This is a genomic window from Streptomyces mesophilus (assembly GCF_011044995.1).
In the GTDB taxonomy this organism is placed as follows: Bacteria; Actinomycetota; Actinomycetes; order Streptomycetales; family Streptomycetaceae; genus Streptomyces; species Streptomyces mesophilus.
Map to the genome: position 1 here is coordinate 1 of NZ_JAAKZW010000090.1, position 19,250 is coordinate 19,250.

Consider the following 19,250-nt stretch of genomic DNA (forward strand, 5'->3'; position numbering starts at 1 on the left):
GTTTGGGTGGGGGGTCAGCAGCCCATGGCCCAGGTGTGGGAGTCGCCGCGGTCGTTGGCCGTCGCGTTGTAGCCGACCTCGTCGCCCGGGCGCAGACAGATGGTCATGGCGTCGGGGTCCTCGATCGGGGTGTTGGCGTCCTCGTACACCTGGACGTGGTCCTTGACACCCGGGCCCGAGAGGCCGTGGTTGGCCCAGGACGAGTCCTGGTCCGCGATGTTCCCCTCCCACCAGTTGTCGTCGCCGGACCAGTTGGCGCGCTGGCCGCCGAACTCGGCGGCCGTCCAGGCGCAGAAATCGCCGCTGGGGCAGTCCGCGGCCGAGGCGGTCGACGAGGTGGCGAGCGCGCTGCCGGCCGCGAGCAGCACGGCGGCGAGCAGGGTGACAGCGTGTTTCATGGGGTTGTTCCCTTCGCGAAAGTGGAGGAGAGGACGGCACGTGCGTTGCGCACGGCCAGGGAGCGCAGCTCCGCGTAGGCGGCGCGATCGCCGCGAGGGGCCTTGGACTTGAGGTTGTCGACGGTCGTCGAGACCTTGAACCACCGCGGCTGGTCCCCGTACAGCCGCTGCTGTGCCGCGGCCAGGCAGCCGTCGGTGTGGCGGCGCACGACATAGCCGTTCGGCAGCCGCACCCGCAGTTCCGTGCGGCCCGCCCCGAACAGCGCACGCACCACACGCCGCCGCTCGGCCGCGGGCGGCGGACTGCGGTCGGGTCTCGGCGGCGTCAGACCCTGACGGTGCAGACACCGGTCGGTGAGGACGAGTTGGGCGGCCCGTACGGTGTCGTCGGGGCTCAGCGGTAGGGCCTGGCGCTGGGTGCCGCAGCCGGACAGCAGGCACACGGCGGCGAGCAGGGCCGCGATGGTGGTGCGCGGGGAAGTCATCTCCGGTGCCCGTCAGCCCGACTGACAGTTCCCCTTCTCGTGCGAGACACCGTCGATCTTGTTGCCGAAGTCGTTGTTCGCCATCCAGTTCATGTTGTAGTCGCGCCCGCGGATCTCGCGGGCCACGCAGCCGCCCCAACGGGGGTGGTCGATGGCGAACACGCTGTCGTTGCTGCGCGATTCGAATGAGCCTGCGTGGTCGTGGATACGTTGGGGCACGTCGGCGTAGCCGGTGCCGGAGTAACACCACCCGCCGCCCGGGCCCATCATGTTCGGCTCGGCCCAGAAGCAGACCTGGCCCTCGATCCGTGCGGGCTGTTGGCCGGCCTGGGCCGGGGCGATGGTGGTCGGGCCGAGGACGAAGGCGGCGGCGGCCACGACGGACACTGCGGTACGGACTCGCACGGGTTCCCCCTGGACAACTGGTCGATGACTGGGCAGAGCGTCAACTCCCCAGCTCACAGCCGTGCCAAGCCCCGTCTCACCCGGGCCGGTGAACAGTCACACCGCAGCCGTCCCTGCCGGCACTTCCTTCCCGTACGACAACGAAAAGACGGTCCGGCGTACGCGAGGCGCACGGCCGGACCGCGGTGGTTCAGCGACCGGGCCCCGGCACCCGTTCCACCGTCCCCGCCAGCCGGGCGCGTTCGGCCGCAAGCACCGTGAGGTGGCTGGTGAGCGAGTCGCGCGGGCCGGAGCGGATCAGCGTGGGGTCACCGCTCGCCACCGCCGCGACGAACGCGTCCATCAGGCCCACGTCCCCGCCGCCGTGACCACCGGCCGCGCTCATGTCGCCGGCCGCGGCGGTGTCGGTCACTTCCTCGCGGCCGGAGGCGAACTCCCGCACGGTCAGGGTGCGTCCGTCCCCGATCAGCTCCCCGTGCGTACCGAAGATCCGGGTGCTGCGGTGACCGGCCTGAGCGAAGGCGGTCATGGTGAACACCGCGGTGACGCCGCCCGAGTATTCGAGCGAGACGACCTGGTGATCGACCACGTCGTTGTCGCAGGCGTAGACGCAGCGCCCGTACGGGCCCTCGGCGAGGGCGAGTTGGAGCGCCTCGGGCGTGAAGTCGTCGACCACCACGCCGAGCGGCCACGCGTGCTCACCGCGCTCCAGCATCCCGCCGTACAACTTCACGGCCGAGTACGGGCAGGAGGCCTCGACCTCGCAGCCGATGCAGCGGTCCGCCGCGCCCTCGGGCCGGTGGGCCGCCGTGAAATGCGTCAGCGAGCCGAAGCTCGACACCCGCTCCGGAGGGCGCCCGATGACGTACTGCAACCAGTCGAGGTCATGGCAGGACTTCGCCATCAGCATCGACGTGGACTCGTCCGCGCGCCGCCAGTTGCCCCGTACGAACGAATGCGCCTGATGCCAGAACCCCACCGGCTCCAGATGCTGCACGCTCATCACCGCGCCGAGCCGACCCGAGTCGACGATCTCCTTGAGGGCCTTCGTGTACGGCGTGTAGCGCAGCACATGGCCGATGGCCAGCATCACCCCGGTCCGCTCCACCGCGTCGACGATCCCGCGGCAGGACTCCTCGTCCAGGGCCATCGGCTTCTCCAGCATGATGTGGTAGCCGAGCGCGGTGAAGGCCGCGGCCGGCTCCACATGCATCCGGTCCGTCGTGCAGATCAGCACGGCGTCCGCCATCTTCGGACGGGCGGCGAGCTGCTGCCAGTCGTCGACCGCGTCCGCGTCCGCGATGCCGTGCGCCGCCGCGAACCGCTCGCGGCGTACCGCGCGCGGCTCGGCGACGGCGACGACGCGCGCCCGGCCGGGGTGGTCGAGGGCCCAGCGGGCATGGCCCGTTCCCCGGTCACCCGCGCCTATGACGAGCAGGGTCACCGGGCGTACGGCGGGCTGCGCGCTGGTCATGTGCTGGTCCCACTCTCTGTCGCTGGTCGTCCGCGTCGTTGGTCGTCCGCGTCGCTAGTCCACGTCCGCGTAGCTGGTGCCGACCTTGAGGCCGTCGATCCAGTTGATGACCCGCTTGTCGGTGACCTCGTTGCCGTACGTGCCGAAGCGGGTGTCGTTGCCGAGGTCGTCCCAGGTGCGGCCGCTGAAGGAGGCCACCTTGGTGCCGTTGTAGTACGCCTCGACCCAGCCGCTCGACGCGTCGGTCGAGGTGTGGATGCCGAGCACGACGCGCTTGTACGTACTGGTCTCGACGGGCGTGGACCAGGCGAGCGTCCAGACCTCGCCGACCTTGATGTGGAACAGCTTGAGCACCCCGCCCTCGACCTTCATCAGGACGGGGTAGTTCTGCTGGTGCTGGTCGTTGGTCCCGTACGACTTCCACTGGAAGATCGTGCCGGCGTCGGGGGTGTTGGTGGAGGTGTCCCAGCCGATGTAGTACGTCGAGTTGTTCTTGAACGTGTACCGCGAGCCGCCCACGGTGATGCCGTGCGCCTCGCAACGCTCGAGGCCGAGCGGCTTGTTGAACTTGAAGACCTGGCCGCGGCCGTCGTTGTTGTCCTGGGCGACGACGCTGCCGGGGGAGTCGCACAGGATCGACGAGAAGACTCCGGTGCCGCCGGAGGCGTCCCCGTCCCAGATGACGGAGGCGTGGGCGGGCGAGGAGGCGAGCAGGGTCAGGGCCGATGCGGCGGCCAAAAGTGCGGTGCCGAGACGCGTGCGCATACGTAGGCTCCTTCGGCGAGAGGTGGGAGGAACTCATCGCTGCCCGTCCCGGTGGGGCGGAGGGGGCGACGGGCGAGCGCCATCTAACAGCGAGATGATTGAACGCTCAATACAGCAAACGGAATTGAGCGTTTCGATCGAAAGAAAGCCAGGAGGGGCCTGCGTGCCGTCAGAGGACATATCCGGAACCCGTAAGAAACCGGCCGACGGAGAAGGCGGCGAAACCCCCGGACTGTGGCGGAACCCGGCGTACCGCACGTTTCTCGGCGTGCAGACCCTCTCCGCGCTCGGTGACTCCTTCTCGTATGTCGCCCTGCCCCTCCTGGTGCTGCACACCACGGGCTCGGTGCTGCAGATGGGCCTGGTCACCGCGCTCACCGGCATCGCGTCCATCGTGATGGGTCTCTTCGCGGGCGTGGTCGCCGACCGCTTCGACCGCAGACGACTGCTGATGCTCGCCGACGGGGCGCGCTGTCTGCTCTATCTGCTGATTCCGCTGGCCTGGCTGCGCGGCGAACCGATCTGGCTGATCTATGCGATCGTTCCGGTCGCGGGCTGTTTCTCGATGCTCTTCCAGGTCACGTATGTGACCGTCGTGCCGTCCTTGGTCGGGCGCGACCAGATCACCAAGGCCAACGGGCATCTGTTCGCCACCTATGCCGCCGCGGGTGTCGCGGGACCCGCGCTCGCGGGCTTCGTGGCCTCGGCCGCGGGTCCTGCCGCCGCGATCGGAATCGACGCGGCGACCTTCGCGGTCTCCGCGCTGGGCATTCTCTTCGTCCGCTTCGACTCCCGGCCCCGGCGGGACGACGCCGAGCCCAGGACGGAGGGGGAGAAGGCCCAACGCGGCGGAGTGCGCGAGGAGTTCCTGGCCGGAGCGAAATTCCTCTGGGCCCACCCCATGCTCCGCCCCCTGACGCTGCTGCTCTCGCTCTTCACCTTCCTGACGTACGGCCTGACCGACCTGGTGATCTTCCTGATCAAGCACCAACTGGACCGCCCCGACACCACGGTCGGCTACGTCCTGACGGCCGGCACCGTCGGCTCGTTCATCGCCGCGGCCGTCGTGGCCCGGATCCGCAAGCGACTCGCGTTCGGTGTGGTCTGGATCAGCGGGGTCGTCCTCGCCGGGCTGTCCATCGCGACGATCGGCCTCGTCGACAGCGTTCCGCTGGTCGGCGCGCTGATGCTGCTCACGATGATGTGCACGGGCATCGCCGGCATCAGTTCCATGTCGCTGCGCCAGGAGGTCACCCCGAGCCATCTGCTCGGCCGGGTCACCTCCTCGTTCTGGACCATCCACACCGCACTCGGCCCGCTCGGCGCGGGTGTGGTCACGGCGGCCGCGGCAGGACTGGGCGTGACGACCACCTGCCTGCTCGTCGGTCTCGCGGTCGTGGCCGTCGCCCTGACGGGCACGCTCACCGGGCTCAGGCCGCGTCGAGCAGAGCCAACTCCCCAGAGCTGAGCCGCAGTTCCGCCGCCGCCGCCGAGTCACGGATCGACTCCGGCCGGCTCGCGCCCGGCAGCGGGATCACGGCGGGAGACCGGGACAGCAGCCACGCCAGCGCCACCTGGTGCGGGCTCACCTCGCGCGCGGCCGCGACCCGGTGGAACGCCGTACCGGCCGAGGTGGTGCCCGACGGGCCGTCGAGGGCGCTGCGGGCGATGCCGCCCAGCGGGCTCCAGGGCAGGAAGGCAAGACCGAGCTCGGCGCTCAGCCGGAGCTCCGCCTCGCTGTCGCGCACGGCGGGGGAGTACTGGTTCTGCACCGAGACGAGTCCGTCGCCGAGCACGGCGTGGGCCGAGCGGATCTGCTCGGTGGTGACATTGGAGATCCCGGCCGCGCGGATCGTGCCGGCGTCGAGCAACTCGCGCAGCGCGCCCACGGATTCGGCCCACGGGACCGCCGGGTCCGGCTTGTGCAGCTGATACAGGCCGATCGCCTCGACGCCCAGGCGCCGCGCCGAGTCCTGGGCGGCGCGCTTGAGATGGCCGGGCGCACCGTTCACGGTCCAGCTGCCGTCGCCCGGGCGCCCGCGCCCGCCCTTGGTCGCGACGAGCACGGCGGAGGTGTCGCCCGGATAGCTCGCGAGGGCGCGGGCGATCAGGAGCTCGTTGTGGCCGCTCTCGCCGGCGTGCCAGTGGTAGCTGTCGGCCGTGTCGATCAGCGTGACCCCGGCGTCGAGGGCCGCGTGCACCGTCGCGACGGCGCGCGCCTCGTCGGGCCGGCCCTCGATGGAGAGCGGCATGGCGCCGAGGCCGATGGCGCTGACGCGCGTGCTTCCTGTGCGGCGGTACTGCACGGTGGTTGTTCCTCCGGGAGTGTCTGTGTCTGCGGGCAGGGCAGGGATGGGCAGGGCAGGGGCGGGCAGGTCAGTGGCCGTGTACTGCGAGGGCTTCGTCGACCGCCTGCGGCAGCCAGTCCCGCGTACGGGAGAAGATGAAGCCCGCCTTCTCGGCGCGGGCGTTGCTCATCGCGTAGTGCCGGTCGAAGGAGAAGGGTGAGGCCTCCTGCCCGGCTGCGACGGTCTCGTACGCGGGTGTGCGGCCGGTACGGGAGGCGATCACGTCGACCAGTCCGTACACGTCGAGCGCGTCGCCCGAGCACGCGTTGAGCGGACCGGTGACGTCGGTCCCGGTGGCCGCCCAGTGCAGCAGCGCCGCCAGCTCGGCGTAGTGGACGAAGGCGGTCGGCAGCGGATCGGCGTGCACCGCGACCGGCCGGTCCCCGAGCACGCGGTCGACGTAGTGGGCCAGCCGGCCGGTGAACTCCAGGGCGCCGCCGCCGAGTACGTGCGCGCTGCGCACGCTCATGAACGCGTACCCGCCGTCCTGGGTGAACACCGCCTCCGCCTGCCGCTTGCCCTCGGCGTAGTGCGTCTCCAGATACGCGTCGTCGTGCCACGGCAGGTCCGCACGGACCCGCCACGACGCCGGGTCCACGGCCGCTTCGGACACGGGGACCCCCTGGTCCGGGACGGGCAGGTCGGCGGTCGCCGGGTCGTACACCTCGATCGTGGAGGTCATCACATAGCGCCGGGCCCGGTCGCGGAACACACGGGCCGCGATCGCGGCCTGTACCGGCGTGTAGCAGACCTGGTCGACGACCACGTCGAAGGTGCGCGCGCCGAGTGCCGCGACGAGCGCGGCCTCGTCGTCCCGGTCGGCCGCCAAGTGCTCAACTCCCGCGGGCGGCACGGTGGAACCACGGTTGATCACGGTCACCTGATGCCCGGCCGCCCGCAGGCGCTCGACCAGGAGCTTGCCGAAGTACCGGCTTCCGCCGATCACACAGATTCTTTGCATGGCCTTATCGTGGGCCTCTACAGTCACCAGCAGAAGTGGCCACTTGATGAATTCGTATTAAGGAAAACTGTTGATCGATGTGCAGCGGCTCCGCGTCCTGCGGGCAGTGGCGGAACACGGCAGTTTCAACCGGGCGGCGACCGAGCTGCGGCTCACCCCCTCGGCCGTCTCGCAGCACATCGCCGCCCTGGAGCGCAGTCTCGGTACGGAGGTCGTGTCCCGCAGCACCCGGGGCGTCACCCTGACCCCGGCCGGCCGGATCATGGTCGGCGCCGCCGAGTCCGTCACCGCGGAACTCGCCCACGCCCGGCAGCAGATCGACCGCCTGGAGACCGGGCGCACCCAGCTCACCGTCGCCACCTTCAGCAGCGGCGGCCGGCTGCTGCTGCCCGGCGCGCTGGCCCGGCTCGCGGCCGACCACCCCGGCACGGTGGTGCACGTACGGGAGGCCGAGCCCGAGGACAGTCTGCCGCTGGTCCGCCAGGGCGCCGTCGACCTGGCCCTGGCCTACGAGTTCGACGGTCCGCTGCCCGGCTGGTCGGGGTCGAAGGACCGGCTGTCCTGGCGTCCGCTCCTCGAGGACCCGCTGCATGTGGTGCTGCCGCGGCGCCATCCGCTGGCCGGGCGCGAGGAGCTCGACCTCGGCGAACTGGCCGCCGAACCCTGGGTCCTCGGCTGCCTCAAGACGGCGGGCTTCCTGCGCCGGCACGCGGAACAGGCCGGCTTCGACCCGGACGTCCGCAGCACCACCACCGACTACTTCTTCGCCCGCTCCCTGGTCGCCGCGGGACTCGGCATCTCACTGATCCCGTCGATCGCCCTCACGCCCAAGGTCCCCGGCGTCCGCACCGTCCCGCTCAGACCGCCCGCGCCCACCCGGCACCTGGGCGTCGCCACACTTCGCGGCCGCCGCCACGCACAGGCCCAGACGCTGATCGAGGCGCTGCGGGAACAGGCCGACACGATGCCGAACAGGCCTGTTCCGTACGGGAAGTGAGTCACCACAAGGGACGCGTGGACGCACGAGCAGCCGCCTGGGTTGTACGTAAAGGAGCGTATTGACCCGTGACCTATGGTGGGTTTGCATCGAATTGAGCCCTCGGCGCAGGGCCGGGGGACGTCAAGACCATCAAGACCATCGAGGGCTTCGGGGGAAGCATGCCCATCGCAACGCGCACGGTCGCCATGACCGCGCTGACCATCGCACTCGGCACGACGGCCGCGCTCACCGCACCGATCGCCGCCGCCGACGACGACCAGCGGCAGCCGTCGTACACACGGATCAGCACCGCCAAGAGCGGCACACAGGCGAACGCCGGGAGCGGTGCCGCATCCGTCAGCAGGGACGGGCGGACCACCCTGTTCCGCTCGACGGCCGGCAATATCGAGACGGGTACGCCCACGGCCGGCCTGCCCTGGTTCCTGAAGAACCTCGCCAACGGCACCGTACGGCGGCTCGCCATCCCCGGCGTGCCCGCAGGCGCCGACCTCACCGCCACGCTCAGCGGCGACGGACGGCACGTTCTCTTCGAGGGTCAAGTGGACGGGGAATCCGGGCACTTCGTCCACCGCATCGGCGACACCTCCCGGCCCGAGCGCGTCGACGTCGAGATTCCCGAGGGCTACCAGGGCGCGTCCGTCTCGGACTTCGCGATCAGCGCCGACGGACGCCATGTCGCGTTCACCGCCGCCTATCCGCCCGAGCCCACGGTGGACGAGGGCGGCCGGATCTACGTACGCGACCTGCGCGAGAACGTCACCGAGCGGGTCAGCCACGACCGTCCGGACTGGCAGCCGCGCGCCGCCCTGAACCCGACCATCAGCGACGACGGGCGTTTCGTGGCGTACCAGTACAACTACACGAACGGGCCGCGCGGTGACGACTGGGCCCAGGTCTATGTGCGTGACCTAGAGACCGGCACCTTGACCCGGGCGGACGTCAGCCACGACGGCACCCCGATGAAGCGCGAGTCGACGGACCCGGTCATCAGTGGCAACGGCCGGTATGTGGCCTTCGAGTCGGCCGACGACCACATCGTGCCCGGCGACGACGACAAGAGCTGGAATGCCTTCGTGCGTGACCTCCGCACCGGCACCTCGACCCGCGTGCACAGCGACCACGGCGGCGAGGCCGACTTCTACACCCGGAGCCCGGCCGCGATCAGCCCCGACGGCCGGTACGTCGCGTACCGGACGTGGCGCGACGGCGGGATCAGGGTGCGGGAGGTGAACGGTACGGGTCCGTCGAGTCTGCTCGTCCCGGTGAGCACCGAGGGTGCCGAGCACGGGGACATCGGGCACGCCGCGTTCACGAAGGACGGCAGCGTGGTGTTCAGCTCCGCGGCCACGGACTTCGTGCCCGGGGACACCAACGCGGCGGACGACGTCTTCCGGTTGCGGCTGCGCTGAGCTGATCGCGAGCGCGGGCTGGGCGCGACCTGCTCAGTCCGCGCCCGCTCAGTCCGCGCCCGCTCAGTCCGCGCCCGCTCAGCCCGCGCTCGGCGCGGGAGACGGCAGCACCCCCGTGCAGTTCGTCCGCCCGTACGCGCCGTCCGCCGTGGCGCTCTGCACATGGCGGCCCTTGATCGCGAGGGCGCACTTCGCCTGACCGCCCTTCGCGCCGAGGACGACGGAGACGACCGGCGCCCGGCCGAGCGGCACCCTGATCTCCTTGCGCCACGGCAGCTCGGCCCGGGTGACCGTCTCGGCCGTGCCCTTCTCGCTCGCGCCCTGGTAGGTGATCTCGACCGTGCCTTCGCCCGTGACCTCGTACGTCACCGCGGCGGTCGGCACCTTGCGGGGCGGATCGCTCTCCTCGCCCCGCAGCACGCTGTAGAGGACGAGCCCGGCGCACAGGGCCAGGACCACCACGGCCGCCACAATGCCCGGCCGGTCGGCAAGGCTGCGACGCGCCGCAGCCGGCTCATCAGGAGCCGGCCGGTCCGATCCGGTCTGTGACTCCACCTGTTCCTCGGTCCCTGTGGTCATGGCGACTCTCCACCTGAGGCGGCACGGCCCTTCGCCGGTGCGACGACGCCAGATCCAAGGGCCACCGACCAGTGCATGTCAAGTTGTCGGTCAAACTGGGCATTTGGCGGGCGTGGCCGGATTTCGCACCCAACTCACCCTGATTTTCCTGTCTTTGCAGCGAGGTGAGCCTTTTCGCCGATCGGTTGACATGCGCATCACGCGGCGGTGTACAAGGTCTCGCCCGCCAACTGCCGTCCGGCAGTTGGTCCTTGGTTCCTTCGCGAAGGGAAACCGATGCAGAGACCGAGAGCCAAACGGCTCCTGGCCACGACTGTGGTGCTGGCGGTGGTCACCGCCCTCGCACCCGCGACACCCGCGTTCGCGCAACCGCCGGACACCCAACGACTCGCATCCGGCATCAAGAACTTCCTCGGCCTGAGCGAAGGAGACGAGGAGCCGGCGGACCCGCCGAGCCTCCCGGACACCGACGTCGCCGCCAGTGAGCGCCTCCCGAAGGGCAAGGCCGCGGCCAAGCCCAAGCGGGTCAAGGAGCTCAAGGAGCGCCGCACCCCGCACGCCCGCTACTGGCAGCTGTCCGACGGGCGGATCCAGTCCGAGGTCGCGTCCGTGCCCGACGCGTACCCCACGGGCGAGGGCGAGAAGCGCTCCTGGAAGGCCATCGACACCGAGGTCACCGACACCGGTCGCAAGGGCTTCGACAAGGCCAACACGACCAACCTGGCCCGTACGTACTTCAGTTCACGCCCCGGCGAGCTGGTGCGCTTCGAGCTCGACGAGGGTCACTGGGTGTCCCTCGGGCTCAAGGACCCGGCCGCCAAGAAGCTGACCCCGGTCACCGACGGCAACACCGTCACGTACAAGAACGCCTTCGGTGAAGGCGCCGACCTCCAGTACACCGTCGGCAACGGCAGCGTGAAGGAGGGCATCGTCCTGCGCGAGCGGCCCTCCACCGCTCCGGTCTACGAGTTCACGCTCGACACCCACGGTCTGAAGGCCAAGGCGCAGAACAACGGCAGCATCGCGCTCTACAGCGAGAGCGCCGGGCCGAAGCGGCCCGAACTGGTCATCCCCGCGCCGTTCATGACGGACTCCAAGAAGGACGCGTCCTCGCCGTACGGGACCAAGTCCTCCGACGCCGTACAGCAGAAGCTGACCGGCAAGGACGGCTCGTACGCGGTGAGTCTGCGGCCGGACTCCAAGTGGCTGACGGCGGACGCGCGCCAGTACCCCGTGACGGTCGACCCGACCATCACCATCGCGCCGACCCCGTCGCAGTCCGAGGACGTCATGATCTCCTCGGACGGTCCGGCGGACAATTACGACGGCAGCTGGCGGCTTTCGGTCGGCAACACCGCCACCGGATCCAGCCGTGCCCTGCTGCGTTTCGGCCTGGCAGGGATCCCCGCGGGCACCAAGCTCGACAACGCCGAGCTGAAGCTCTACTACGACCAGACGCACACCACCGGCTCCGAAGAGGTGGGTCTGGAGGCGCACCGCGCCACCGGCCCCTGGAGCGAGACGGGTGCGACCTGGAACAACGCCAAGGACCTGACCGGCGAACTGTCCGGCACCTCGGTCCTCGTCGACGACGGGGACGCGGGCACCACGGCCGCCCAGGGCGCCTGGCCGTCCTCGACCAACACCGCGTACACGCAGTACGCGCACGGTCTGGACTACCGCTACAACAAGGACGCCACCGCGGGCGACACGTACTCCTGGCAGCCGAACCTCCCCGAGGACGGCAACTACCAGGTCGACGTGCACTACGTCCCGGCCTCCGACCGCGCCGCCAACACCCCGTACACCGTGAACTACAGCGGCGGCAGCAAGGCGTACACCGTCAACCAGCAGACGGGCAGCGAAGGCGAGTGGAAGACGCTCGGCTCGCACCCGTTCAAGGCGGGCACGGCCGGCAAGGTCGTCCTCGGTGACGGTCCCGCGTCCACGTCGACCACGGTGCTCGCGGACGCGGTCCGCTTCACCAAGGGCGGTGTGGTCACCAAGCGGCCCGACGTCAGCAACACATGGCACAGCTTCGCGGTGACCAAGACCGTGCAGCAGTGGCTGGACGGCACCTACGCCAACAACGGCTTCGTGGTGAAGGCCGGCGACGAGTCCGCCACCGCGCCCAAGGGCGGCCCGCGCTACGAGGCCGCCGAGTACGCGTACAAGGGCGAGATCGCCAACTACCCCAAGCTCGTGCTCACCTACGGCACGCAGGGCGTCGACGTCGACCCGCCGCGCACCGTGCACTCCACGGGCGCGGAGCTGAACTGGCCCGCGTACACCGACCCGTCGGCCGCGAACGTCGGCGACGACATCGTCGAGTACCAGGTCCACCGCAGCGTCTTCCAGCGCTTCACGCCGTCCTGGCAGACCATGGTCTCGCCGGTCTCCAAGGACCTGCGGGCCTTCACGGACACCACGGCGACACCGACACCGGCGGACTCCGCCGACCCGTTCGGGAACGCCTACTACTACATGGTCGCCGTGAAGCTGAAGGACGGCCGTGTGCTGCCGTCCACCACGCAGCTCGTACGGCTTCCCAAGGCGGGCCGCACCACCGTGGTGCTGCAGAGCGGACAGAGCGACACCACGCTGTCCTCCGCGCAGCCCGCCACTGGACACGACACGATCTCCGAGTCCGGTCTCCAGCGGTCGTGGCTCTCGGTCGGCAACAACTCCGGTACGTACGGCACCACTCGGGCCCTGCTCGACTTCCCCGGCGCCGAAGCCATCCCGGCGGGCGCGCGGGTGCTCGACGCACAGCTCGACCTGTGGGGCTTCACCACCTCGACCGGCACGAACGGCGCGATCTACGAAGCCCGCGGTCTGACCCGCGACTTCGACGAGTCCGCCGCCAGCTGGACCAAGGCGAACGCCACCACCAACTGGACCGCGGCAGGCGGTGACATGGACGCCGCCGTCTCGGACACGGTGGGCACCGTCACCAACGACCCGGCGCGCCAGAGCTGGTCGCTGACCTCCCTGGCCCAGAAGTGGGTCGCGGACCCGGCGAGCAACCACGGTGTCGCCGTCCGCCTCAAGGACGAGTCGGCCGCCGGACCGCAGGAACGCACCATGTTCCTGTCCTCGGAGGCCGAGGAGCCCCAGCTGCGGCCGCAGCTGGTCGTGACCTACCTGTCCAAGTCCACGGAGAACACCTACTTCTCGCCGTACACCCCGGCGCGGATGATCCCCGGCGACGAGTACACGGTCGACGTCACCCTCACCAACACCACGACCAGCACCTGGCCGGCGGGGCAGCGTTCCCTGTCGTACACCTGGTCGCTGCCCGACGGCACGGACGCCACCACCGGCGGCAACCAGCTGGCCACCCAGCTCGCCACCGAGGTGCTGCCCGGCGACTCGATCACCGTCCCGGCCAAGCTCAAGGCCCCCATCAACTCGGACTCGGGCAACAAGCGCCTCGAGTACGTCCTGAAGTGGGACCTGAAGAACACCGCGAACAACACCTGGCTGTCGGCCTCGGAGTCCATCGCGCCGCTCGCCCAGAACGTGCGCACCGAGGACCCGCCCTCCAACCAGCTGGGTCTGGAGAAGTTCTACTCGTACGCGGGCAAGAACACCGGCGCGGGCTCGTCGCTGATGACGAACCTGTACGCGGGCAACACGGTCTGGCAGTACAACGCGTTCAACAACCCAGGCCGCGGCATCGGCACCTTCGCCCGGTTCGCGTACAACTCCCAGGACACCTCCGACACGGTGCTCGGCCACGGCTGGTCGGCGCAGCTCGCCATGCCGCTGCGGCTCGGCGCCGCGCTGGACTTCCACCCCAACCCGAACCCGACGGAGGTCACCCTCCCCGACGGCGACGGCACCGCGCACGTCTTCCGCAAGCAGGACGACGGCAGTTGGCGCGCGCCCGCGGGCGTGCACTACCTGCTGCGCCAGGGCGCGGGCGTGGACTGCAAGCCGAGCTCGGACGGCGACCCGCGTGCGTGGTCGCTGACCCGCCCGGACCGCACCCAGTTCTTCTTCGACTGCGACGGCTATCTGACGTCGATCGTCGACAAGAACGGCAACACGCAGACGTACACCTACGCCGAGCGCAAGTCGAACAACAAGCCGGTCAAGTTCCTCACGTACATCGAGGACCCGGCGCAGCGCCAGTCGCTCACCGTCGAGTACTACACAAAGGCCGACACCAACAGCCCGAAGATCATCGACCACGTCAAGTCGATGACGGACATCTCCGGGCGCAAGGTCGCCTTCGAGTACTCCGACAAGGGCCTGCTCACCAAGCTCACCGACGGCGTGGGCTCGTCCCAGCCGAAGGTGTTCGGCTTCACGTACGACATGGAGCAGGGCAACAAGAACGCCAAGCTGGTCAAGGTCACCGACCCGCGCGGCAACGGCACTTCGCTCGACTACTACTACCCGAGCGAGGGTGACGACCCGAAGTTCCACTGGAACACGCAGACGGTCACGGACCGCCTCGGCGGGGCGACGAAGTACGCCTACGCGGATCCGGACGGCTCGGCGGGTTCGGTCATCAAGTCCACGGTGACCGACGCCGAGAACAACGCCACGCTCCAGACCCTCGACGGCTACGGCCGGGTCACCGAGTTCACCAACGCCAAGTCGGAAACCAGCAAGATGGGCTGGGACACCGACAACAACGTGACCCGTCTGGAGGAGGCCAACGGCGCCGTCTCCACCTGGGTCTACGACGCCAAGACCGGCTACCCGCTGGAGAAGAAGGACGCCGAGGCCAACAAGAACGGCACGGCGGCCCGGACCTTCACCTACGCGTACGGTCTGGACGGGCACATAGCCGACCTGTTCCGGAAGAAGTCGCCGCAGGGCCGTACCCACCAGTTCGGTTACGACACCAAGGGCAATCTGACCTCGGTCACCGACCCCAAGGGCGTCGCGACCACGGATGTCGAGGGCGACTACACCAGCCGTACCGAGTACGACGCCTACGGCCAGGTCATCCGGGAGATCGACGCCAACGGGCACGACACCCGGTACTCCGAGTACGACCCGGTCGGCTTCCCGAAGATCATCAACGACGCCTCCCGGCAGGACTCGCGCTTCGTCTACGACGAACGCGGCAAGGTCAGGAAGGTCGTCAACGCCAAGGGCGCGGAGGTCTCCCAGACCTACGACGTCTTCGGCCGGCCGCTGGAGAAGAAGGAGCCCAAGGACCAGACCGCCGGCGAGTTCATCGTCACCCCGGCCCCGGTCTATGACGCCAACGACAACATCACCCGCGTCACGGCGCCCAACGCCGCGGTCTCCGATTCCGTCTACGACAAGGCGGACCAGCTCCTCGAGAGCGCGGTGCCGGGGGACGAGGCGGGCGACGCCCCGCGCCGGACCACGCGGACGTACGACCGCGTCGGCAATGTGCTCACGGTCACCGAGCCCAAGGGCAACGAGACCGCGACCGCGGGCGACTACACCACGGTCACCCGCTACGACGCGGTGTACCAGCCCGTCGAGGTGATCGACGCGGAGGGCGGCAAGTACACCTCCACGTACGACAGCGTCGGCAACATCACCAAGGTCGTGGACCCGCGCAAGCACGCCACGGCGGATCCGGACGACTACACCACGAAGTACGAGTTCGACCGGAACCACCAGGTCGTCCGCACCATCGACGCGCTCGAGTGGTCCACTTCGGCCACGTACGACCTGGACGGTCTGGTCGTCGCCGAGACCGATGCCGACGGCAACGAGTCCCGGGCGACGTACGACGAGCGCGGCGATCTGGTCGAGTACAAGGCCCCGGTCCGCGAGGACGGGTCCGGCAACGTCGTCCACCAGACGACGCGCTACGAGTACGACCAGGTCGGCAACCAGACGAAGACGATCACGCCGCGGGGAGTCGCCACCACGGACGACGCCACCGACTTCACGGCGGAGACCGTCTACGACGAGCTGAACCGGGTCAGGGAGGAGCGCTCGCCCTTCGACAGGGACGACGCCGGCTACGCGACCGCGGACTCCACGTTCTACTCCTACGACGAGGTCGGAAACCTCGCCTCGGTGTCCGCGCCTCCGTCGGACGGGCAGTCGGTCCGCAACGTCACCGAGTACGCGTACTTCGACAACGGCTGGACCCGTCGTACCAAGGACCCGTGGGACATCACGACCTCCTACGAGTACAACGTGATGGGCCAGCAGACCGCCAACACGCTGACCTCGGCCGGTGGTTCGCAGCAGCGCACCATGACCTGGGACTACTACCCGTCCGGAAACGAGAAGGGCAAGTCGGACGACGGCGTCCCGGTCGGCAAGCACGTGGTCCTGGTGGACAGCTCGGACTTCAACAACCGCGCGATCCAGGGCAGTTGGGCGCAGACGCAGGGCGAGAAGCAGTACGGCTACGACACCTACTCGCACCCCGCAGGGAACGGGTCGGCGTCGTTCTCGTGGCAGCTCAACATCCCGCAGGAGGGCAGCTACGAGGTCTTCGTCCGCCATTCGGCGATGACGGGTGCGGCGACCGACGCCAAGTTCAAGGTCGACCACGACGGCGGCAGCGCCACCAAGACGGTCGACCAGAGCCAGCGTTCGGGGGAGTGGATCTCTCTGGGTTCCTACTCCTTCGTGGAGGACGGCCCGCAGAAGGTCACGCTCACCGACCAGGCGAACGGCACGGTGGTCGCCGACGCGGTGAAGCTGGTGCGCTCCACCTCCGGTGACACGGACACGGAGAAGAAGGACTTCACCTACAAGTACGACGCGAACGGCAACAAGGTCGAGGTCCTCGACCGTTCACCGGGCGCGAAGATCGACACGTACAAGATCGCGTACGACGGTCTGAACCAGATCACCAAGGTCGAGGAGACCGACGGCGGCGCGGTGAAGAACACCACGGCGCTGACGTACGACGTGAACGGCAACCCCGTCACGTCGACGCACGACGCCACCTGGACGCAGATCGAGTACGACGAGCGCGACCTGGTCAAGAAGGTGACCAACGCCGATACGCCCACCGCGGGCGATCAGCAGATCACCACGATGACCTACACCGGGCGCGGCCAGCTGCTCAAGCAGACCAAGCCCAACGGCAACACGCTCGACATGCAGTACTTCCTGGACGGCTCCGTCAAGCAGTCCTTGGAGAAGGCGTCGGGCGGCAAGGTCGTCGCTCAGCACGACCTGGAGTACTCCCTCAACGGGCACCGCTCCAAGGACACGCTGAAGTTGATGAACGCCGACAACAACGCGGAGTACATCGACAACACCTACACCTACACCTACGACCCCCAGGACCGGATCACCAAGGTCGACAAGGCCGGTGACGATCCCGCCACCGAGACCTACCGCTACGACCGCAACAGCAACGTCGTCGAGCAGAGCGTGGGCGGTGCCACGACCGCGCAGCGCTACGACCGCAACCGGCTCCTGTCCACGACGACCTCGGGGGTCACCTCCACCTACAACTACGACCCGCTGGGCCGCCTGGACACCGTCAGTGCCGAGGGGCAGACCCAGCAGAAGTACTACTACGACGGCTTCGACCGCACCGTGAAGACCCGGGCCGGCAACGGTCCCGCCGCGGTGACCACCTCGTACGCCTTCGACCCGTTCGACCGGACAGTCTCCCAGACCACCACCGGAACCGACGGGAAGACGACCGCGTTCACCTACCTCGGCCTCGACACCACGCTTCTTCGGGAGACGGTCGACGGCAAGGCGGACAAGGACTACCAGTACCTCGCCGGCGGTCAGCGTGCCACGCAGATCAAGCACAAGGACGACGGCGCCAAGGAGATATCGCAGTACGTCACGAGCCCGCGCGGCGACATCGAGGCGATCACCAAGGAGGACGGCAACACCCGCGCCACGTACGGCTACACCGCGTACGGCAAGGACGACGACGCCCAGATGACGGGCGCGGACGCCCCCGGCGAGGGCGGTGAGGAGAAGGAGGACTACAACTCCTTCCGCTTCAACTCCTCGCGCTGGGACAGCGAATCCGGCACGTACGACATGGGCTTCCGCAACTACGACCCGGGCCTGAACCGCTTCCTGACCCGGGACTCCTACAGCGGCGCCCTGGACGACATGTCCCTGGCCACCGACCCGTTCACCGGTAACCGGTACGCGTTCGCGGGCGGCAACCCGATCAGCTTCGTCGAACTCGACGGGCACCTGTTCGGCATGTCGCTCTCGGACATCGGCCACGCCGCGCTCGACGTGGTCGGTCTGATCCCGGTGGTCGGTGAGGTCGCCGACGTCGCCAACGGCATCTGGTACGCCGCCGAGGGCAACTACGTCGACGCCGCTCTGTCCATGAGCTCCGCCATCCCCTTCGTCGGTTACGCCGCCACGGCGGTCAAGGCCGGCAAGTACGCCAAGAAGGGGCTCGACGCCGCCGACACGGCGAACGACGCCCGTAAGGCGGCGGAGAACGCGGGCGACGCTGCCGCGACGACCCGTAAGGCCGAGCCGGACGCTCCTTCAACGAAGCCGAAGGACGACCCGGAGGCACCCCCGGCGAAGAAGCCCGAAGCCGAGAGCTGCCCCGTGCAGAACAGCTTCGTGGCGGGCACGCAGGTGGTTCTCGCCGACGGCAGCACCAAGAACATCGAGGCGCTGAAGCCCGGCGACAAGGTGCTCGGCACGGACGCGGAGACCGGTGACACGGCCGCGCGTCTCGTGACGGACACCCGCAGCCATGCGACGGGTGAGCCGTTGGTGACGCTCACGGTGGACGCGGACGGCAAGAACGGAAAGGCGAAGTCCGGCAAGATCACCGCGACCGCCGCCCACCTCTTCTGGCTGCCGGACTTCGGCCGCTGGTCGAAGGCCGGCGATCTCGAAGCCGGTATGTGGCTGCGGACCGGATCCGGCAGCTGGGTCCAGGTCACCGCGGTCGATGTGGCCCATCGGCCCGCGCAGGTCTACAACCTGACGGTCCAAGGCGTCCACACGTACTACGTGGCGGCGGGCGGCACATCCGTCCTGGTCCACAACGCCAACCCCGCATGTCCGGTCGTCGTCGAGATCGACAAGGCGACGCACCCCGAGTCGGCGCAGCACATCCTCGACGCGCAGGCGGCGGGACAGCCGAGCGTGCTGACCATCAACCGCGGCGGAGCCAAGCAGAACCGCAAGGACTCGCTGCGCGGTCACCGCAAGGTCCCCGGCAAGCAGCTCGACGAATACCCGCCGGCGATGTTCAAGGAAGGCGGAACGGGAGCCAGTGTCCGGGCGATCGACGGACCTGACAACGGCGGTTCGGGTGCCCGGATCGGGAACCTGCTGCGTCCGTACCCGGACGGGACCAAGGTCCTCATCAAGGTGATCGACTCCAGCACTCCGTAGTGCCGGTGAGCATGTGCACCAACTGACCGGCGGCTGCCGCCGGTTCGCCCCCGAAGCGGTCTCGTACCGCTTCGGGGGCTCTTCTTCTATGATCACACCGTCGTTAGGGTGGCC

Annotated in this window: 12 protein-coding genes; 4 read left to right on the top strand and 8 right to left on the bottom strand. The window is 69.1% G+C overall.

The features are described from left to right. Window positions 1–14: 14 nt before the first annotated feature. The 5 genes from G6045_RS21120 to G6045_RS21140 all read right to left on the bottom strand — a co-directional run bounded on the left by G6045_RS21120 (window position 15) and on the right by G6045_RS21140 (window position 3,527). A complete protein-coding gene (locus tag G6045_RS21120) occupies window positions 15–398 on the bottom strand; it encodes a peptidase inhibitor family I36 protein (RefSeq protein ID WP_165333601.1) in 384 nt (127 codons plus the stop codon). After that, window positions 395–883, bottom strand: a complete 489-nt coding sequence (locus tag G6045_RS21125) for a hypothetical protein (protein WP_165333602.1) — start codon at window positions 881–883, stop codon at window positions 395–397. Before G6045_RS21125 ends, G6045_RS21120 begins: the two co-directional genes overlap by 4 nt. A 12-nt stretch (window positions 884–895) precedes the next feature. After that, window positions 896–1,288, bottom strand: a complete 393-nt coding sequence (locus G6045_RS21130) for a hypothetical protein (RefSeq protein ID WP_165333603.1) — start codon at window positions 1,286–1,288, stop codon at window positions 896–898. A gap of 190 nt (window positions 1,289–1,478) precedes the next feature. Beyond that, window positions 1,479–2,762 carry a Gfo/Idh/MocA family protein gene (locus G6045_RS21135; protein ID WP_165333604.1) on the bottom strand — a complete coding sequence of 428 codons (1,284 nt, stop codon included), beginning with the start codon at window positions 2,760–2,762 and terminating at the stop codon, window positions 1,479–1,481. A 54-nt stretch (window positions 2,763–2,816) separates the two neighbouring features. Next, entirely contained in the window at window positions 2,817–3,527 is a 711-nt protein-coding gene (locus G6045_RS21140) for a heparin lyase I family protein (protein WP_165333605.1), read from the bottom strand. A 268-nt stretch (window positions 3,528–3,795) separates the two neighbouring features. On the opposite strand from G6045_RS21140, the gene G6045_RS21145 reads away from it, so the two are divergent. Further along, window positions 3,796–4,995: an MFS transporter gene (locus G6045_RS21145; RefSeq protein ID WP_328707845.1), complete on the top strand. Its 1,200-nt coding sequence runs from the start codon at window positions 3,796–3,798 to the stop codon at window positions 4,993–4,995. Here G6045_RS21145 and G6045_RS21150 read toward each other — a convergent pair. Then, on the bottom strand, window positions 4,958–5,833 hold the full coding sequence (locus tag G6045_RS21150; RefSeq protein ID WP_165333607.1) for an aldo/keto reductase: 876 nt from the start codon (window positions 5,831–5,833) through the stop codon (window positions 4,958–4,960). The genes G6045_RS21145 and G6045_RS21150 overlap by 38 nt on opposite strands. Before the next feature lie 70 nt (window positions 5,834–5,903). Further along, entirely contained in the window at window positions 5,904–6,836 is a 933-nt protein-coding gene (locus G6045_RS21155; protein WP_165333608.1) for an NAD-dependent epimerase/dehydratase family protein, read from the bottom strand. 70 nt (window positions 6,837–6,906) lie between these two features. On the opposite strand from G6045_RS21155, the gene G6045_RS21160 reads away from it, so the two are divergent. Both G6045_RS21160 and G6045_RS21165 read left to right on the top strand, forming a co-directional pair. After that, on the top strand, window positions 6,907–7,833 hold the full coding sequence (locus tag G6045_RS21160) for a LysR family transcriptional regulator (RefSeq protein WP_165333609.1): 927 nt from the start codon (window positions 6,907–6,909) through the stop codon (window positions 7,831–7,833). 161 nt (window positions 7,834–7,994) lie between these two features. Beyond that, on the top strand, window positions 7,995–9,245 hold the full coding sequence (locus G6045_RS21165) for a TolB-like translocation protein (RefSeq protein WP_165333610.1): 1,251 nt from the start codon (window positions 7,995–7,997) through the stop codon (window positions 9,243–9,245). Window positions 9,246–9,323: 78 nt separating this feature from the next. Here the strand turns inward: G6045_RS21165 and G6045_RS21170 are convergent, their stop codons facing one another. After that, a complete protein-coding gene (locus tag G6045_RS21170; RefSeq protein ID WP_235968137.1) occupies window positions 9,324–9,824 on the bottom strand; it encodes an amino acid kinase family protein in 501 nt (166 codons plus the stop codon). Window positions 9,825–10,100: 276 nt separating this feature from the next. Here G6045_RS21170 and G6045_RS21175 point away from each other — a divergent pair, with 276 nt between their 5' ends. Continuing rightward, a complete protein-coding gene (locus G6045_RS21175) occupies window positions 10,101–19,136 on the top strand; it encodes a golvesin C-terminal-like domain-containing protein (RefSeq protein ID WP_165333611.1) in 9,036 nt (3,011 codons plus the stop codon). The last annotated feature ends 114 nt before the right edge of the window (window positions 19,137–19,250 follow it).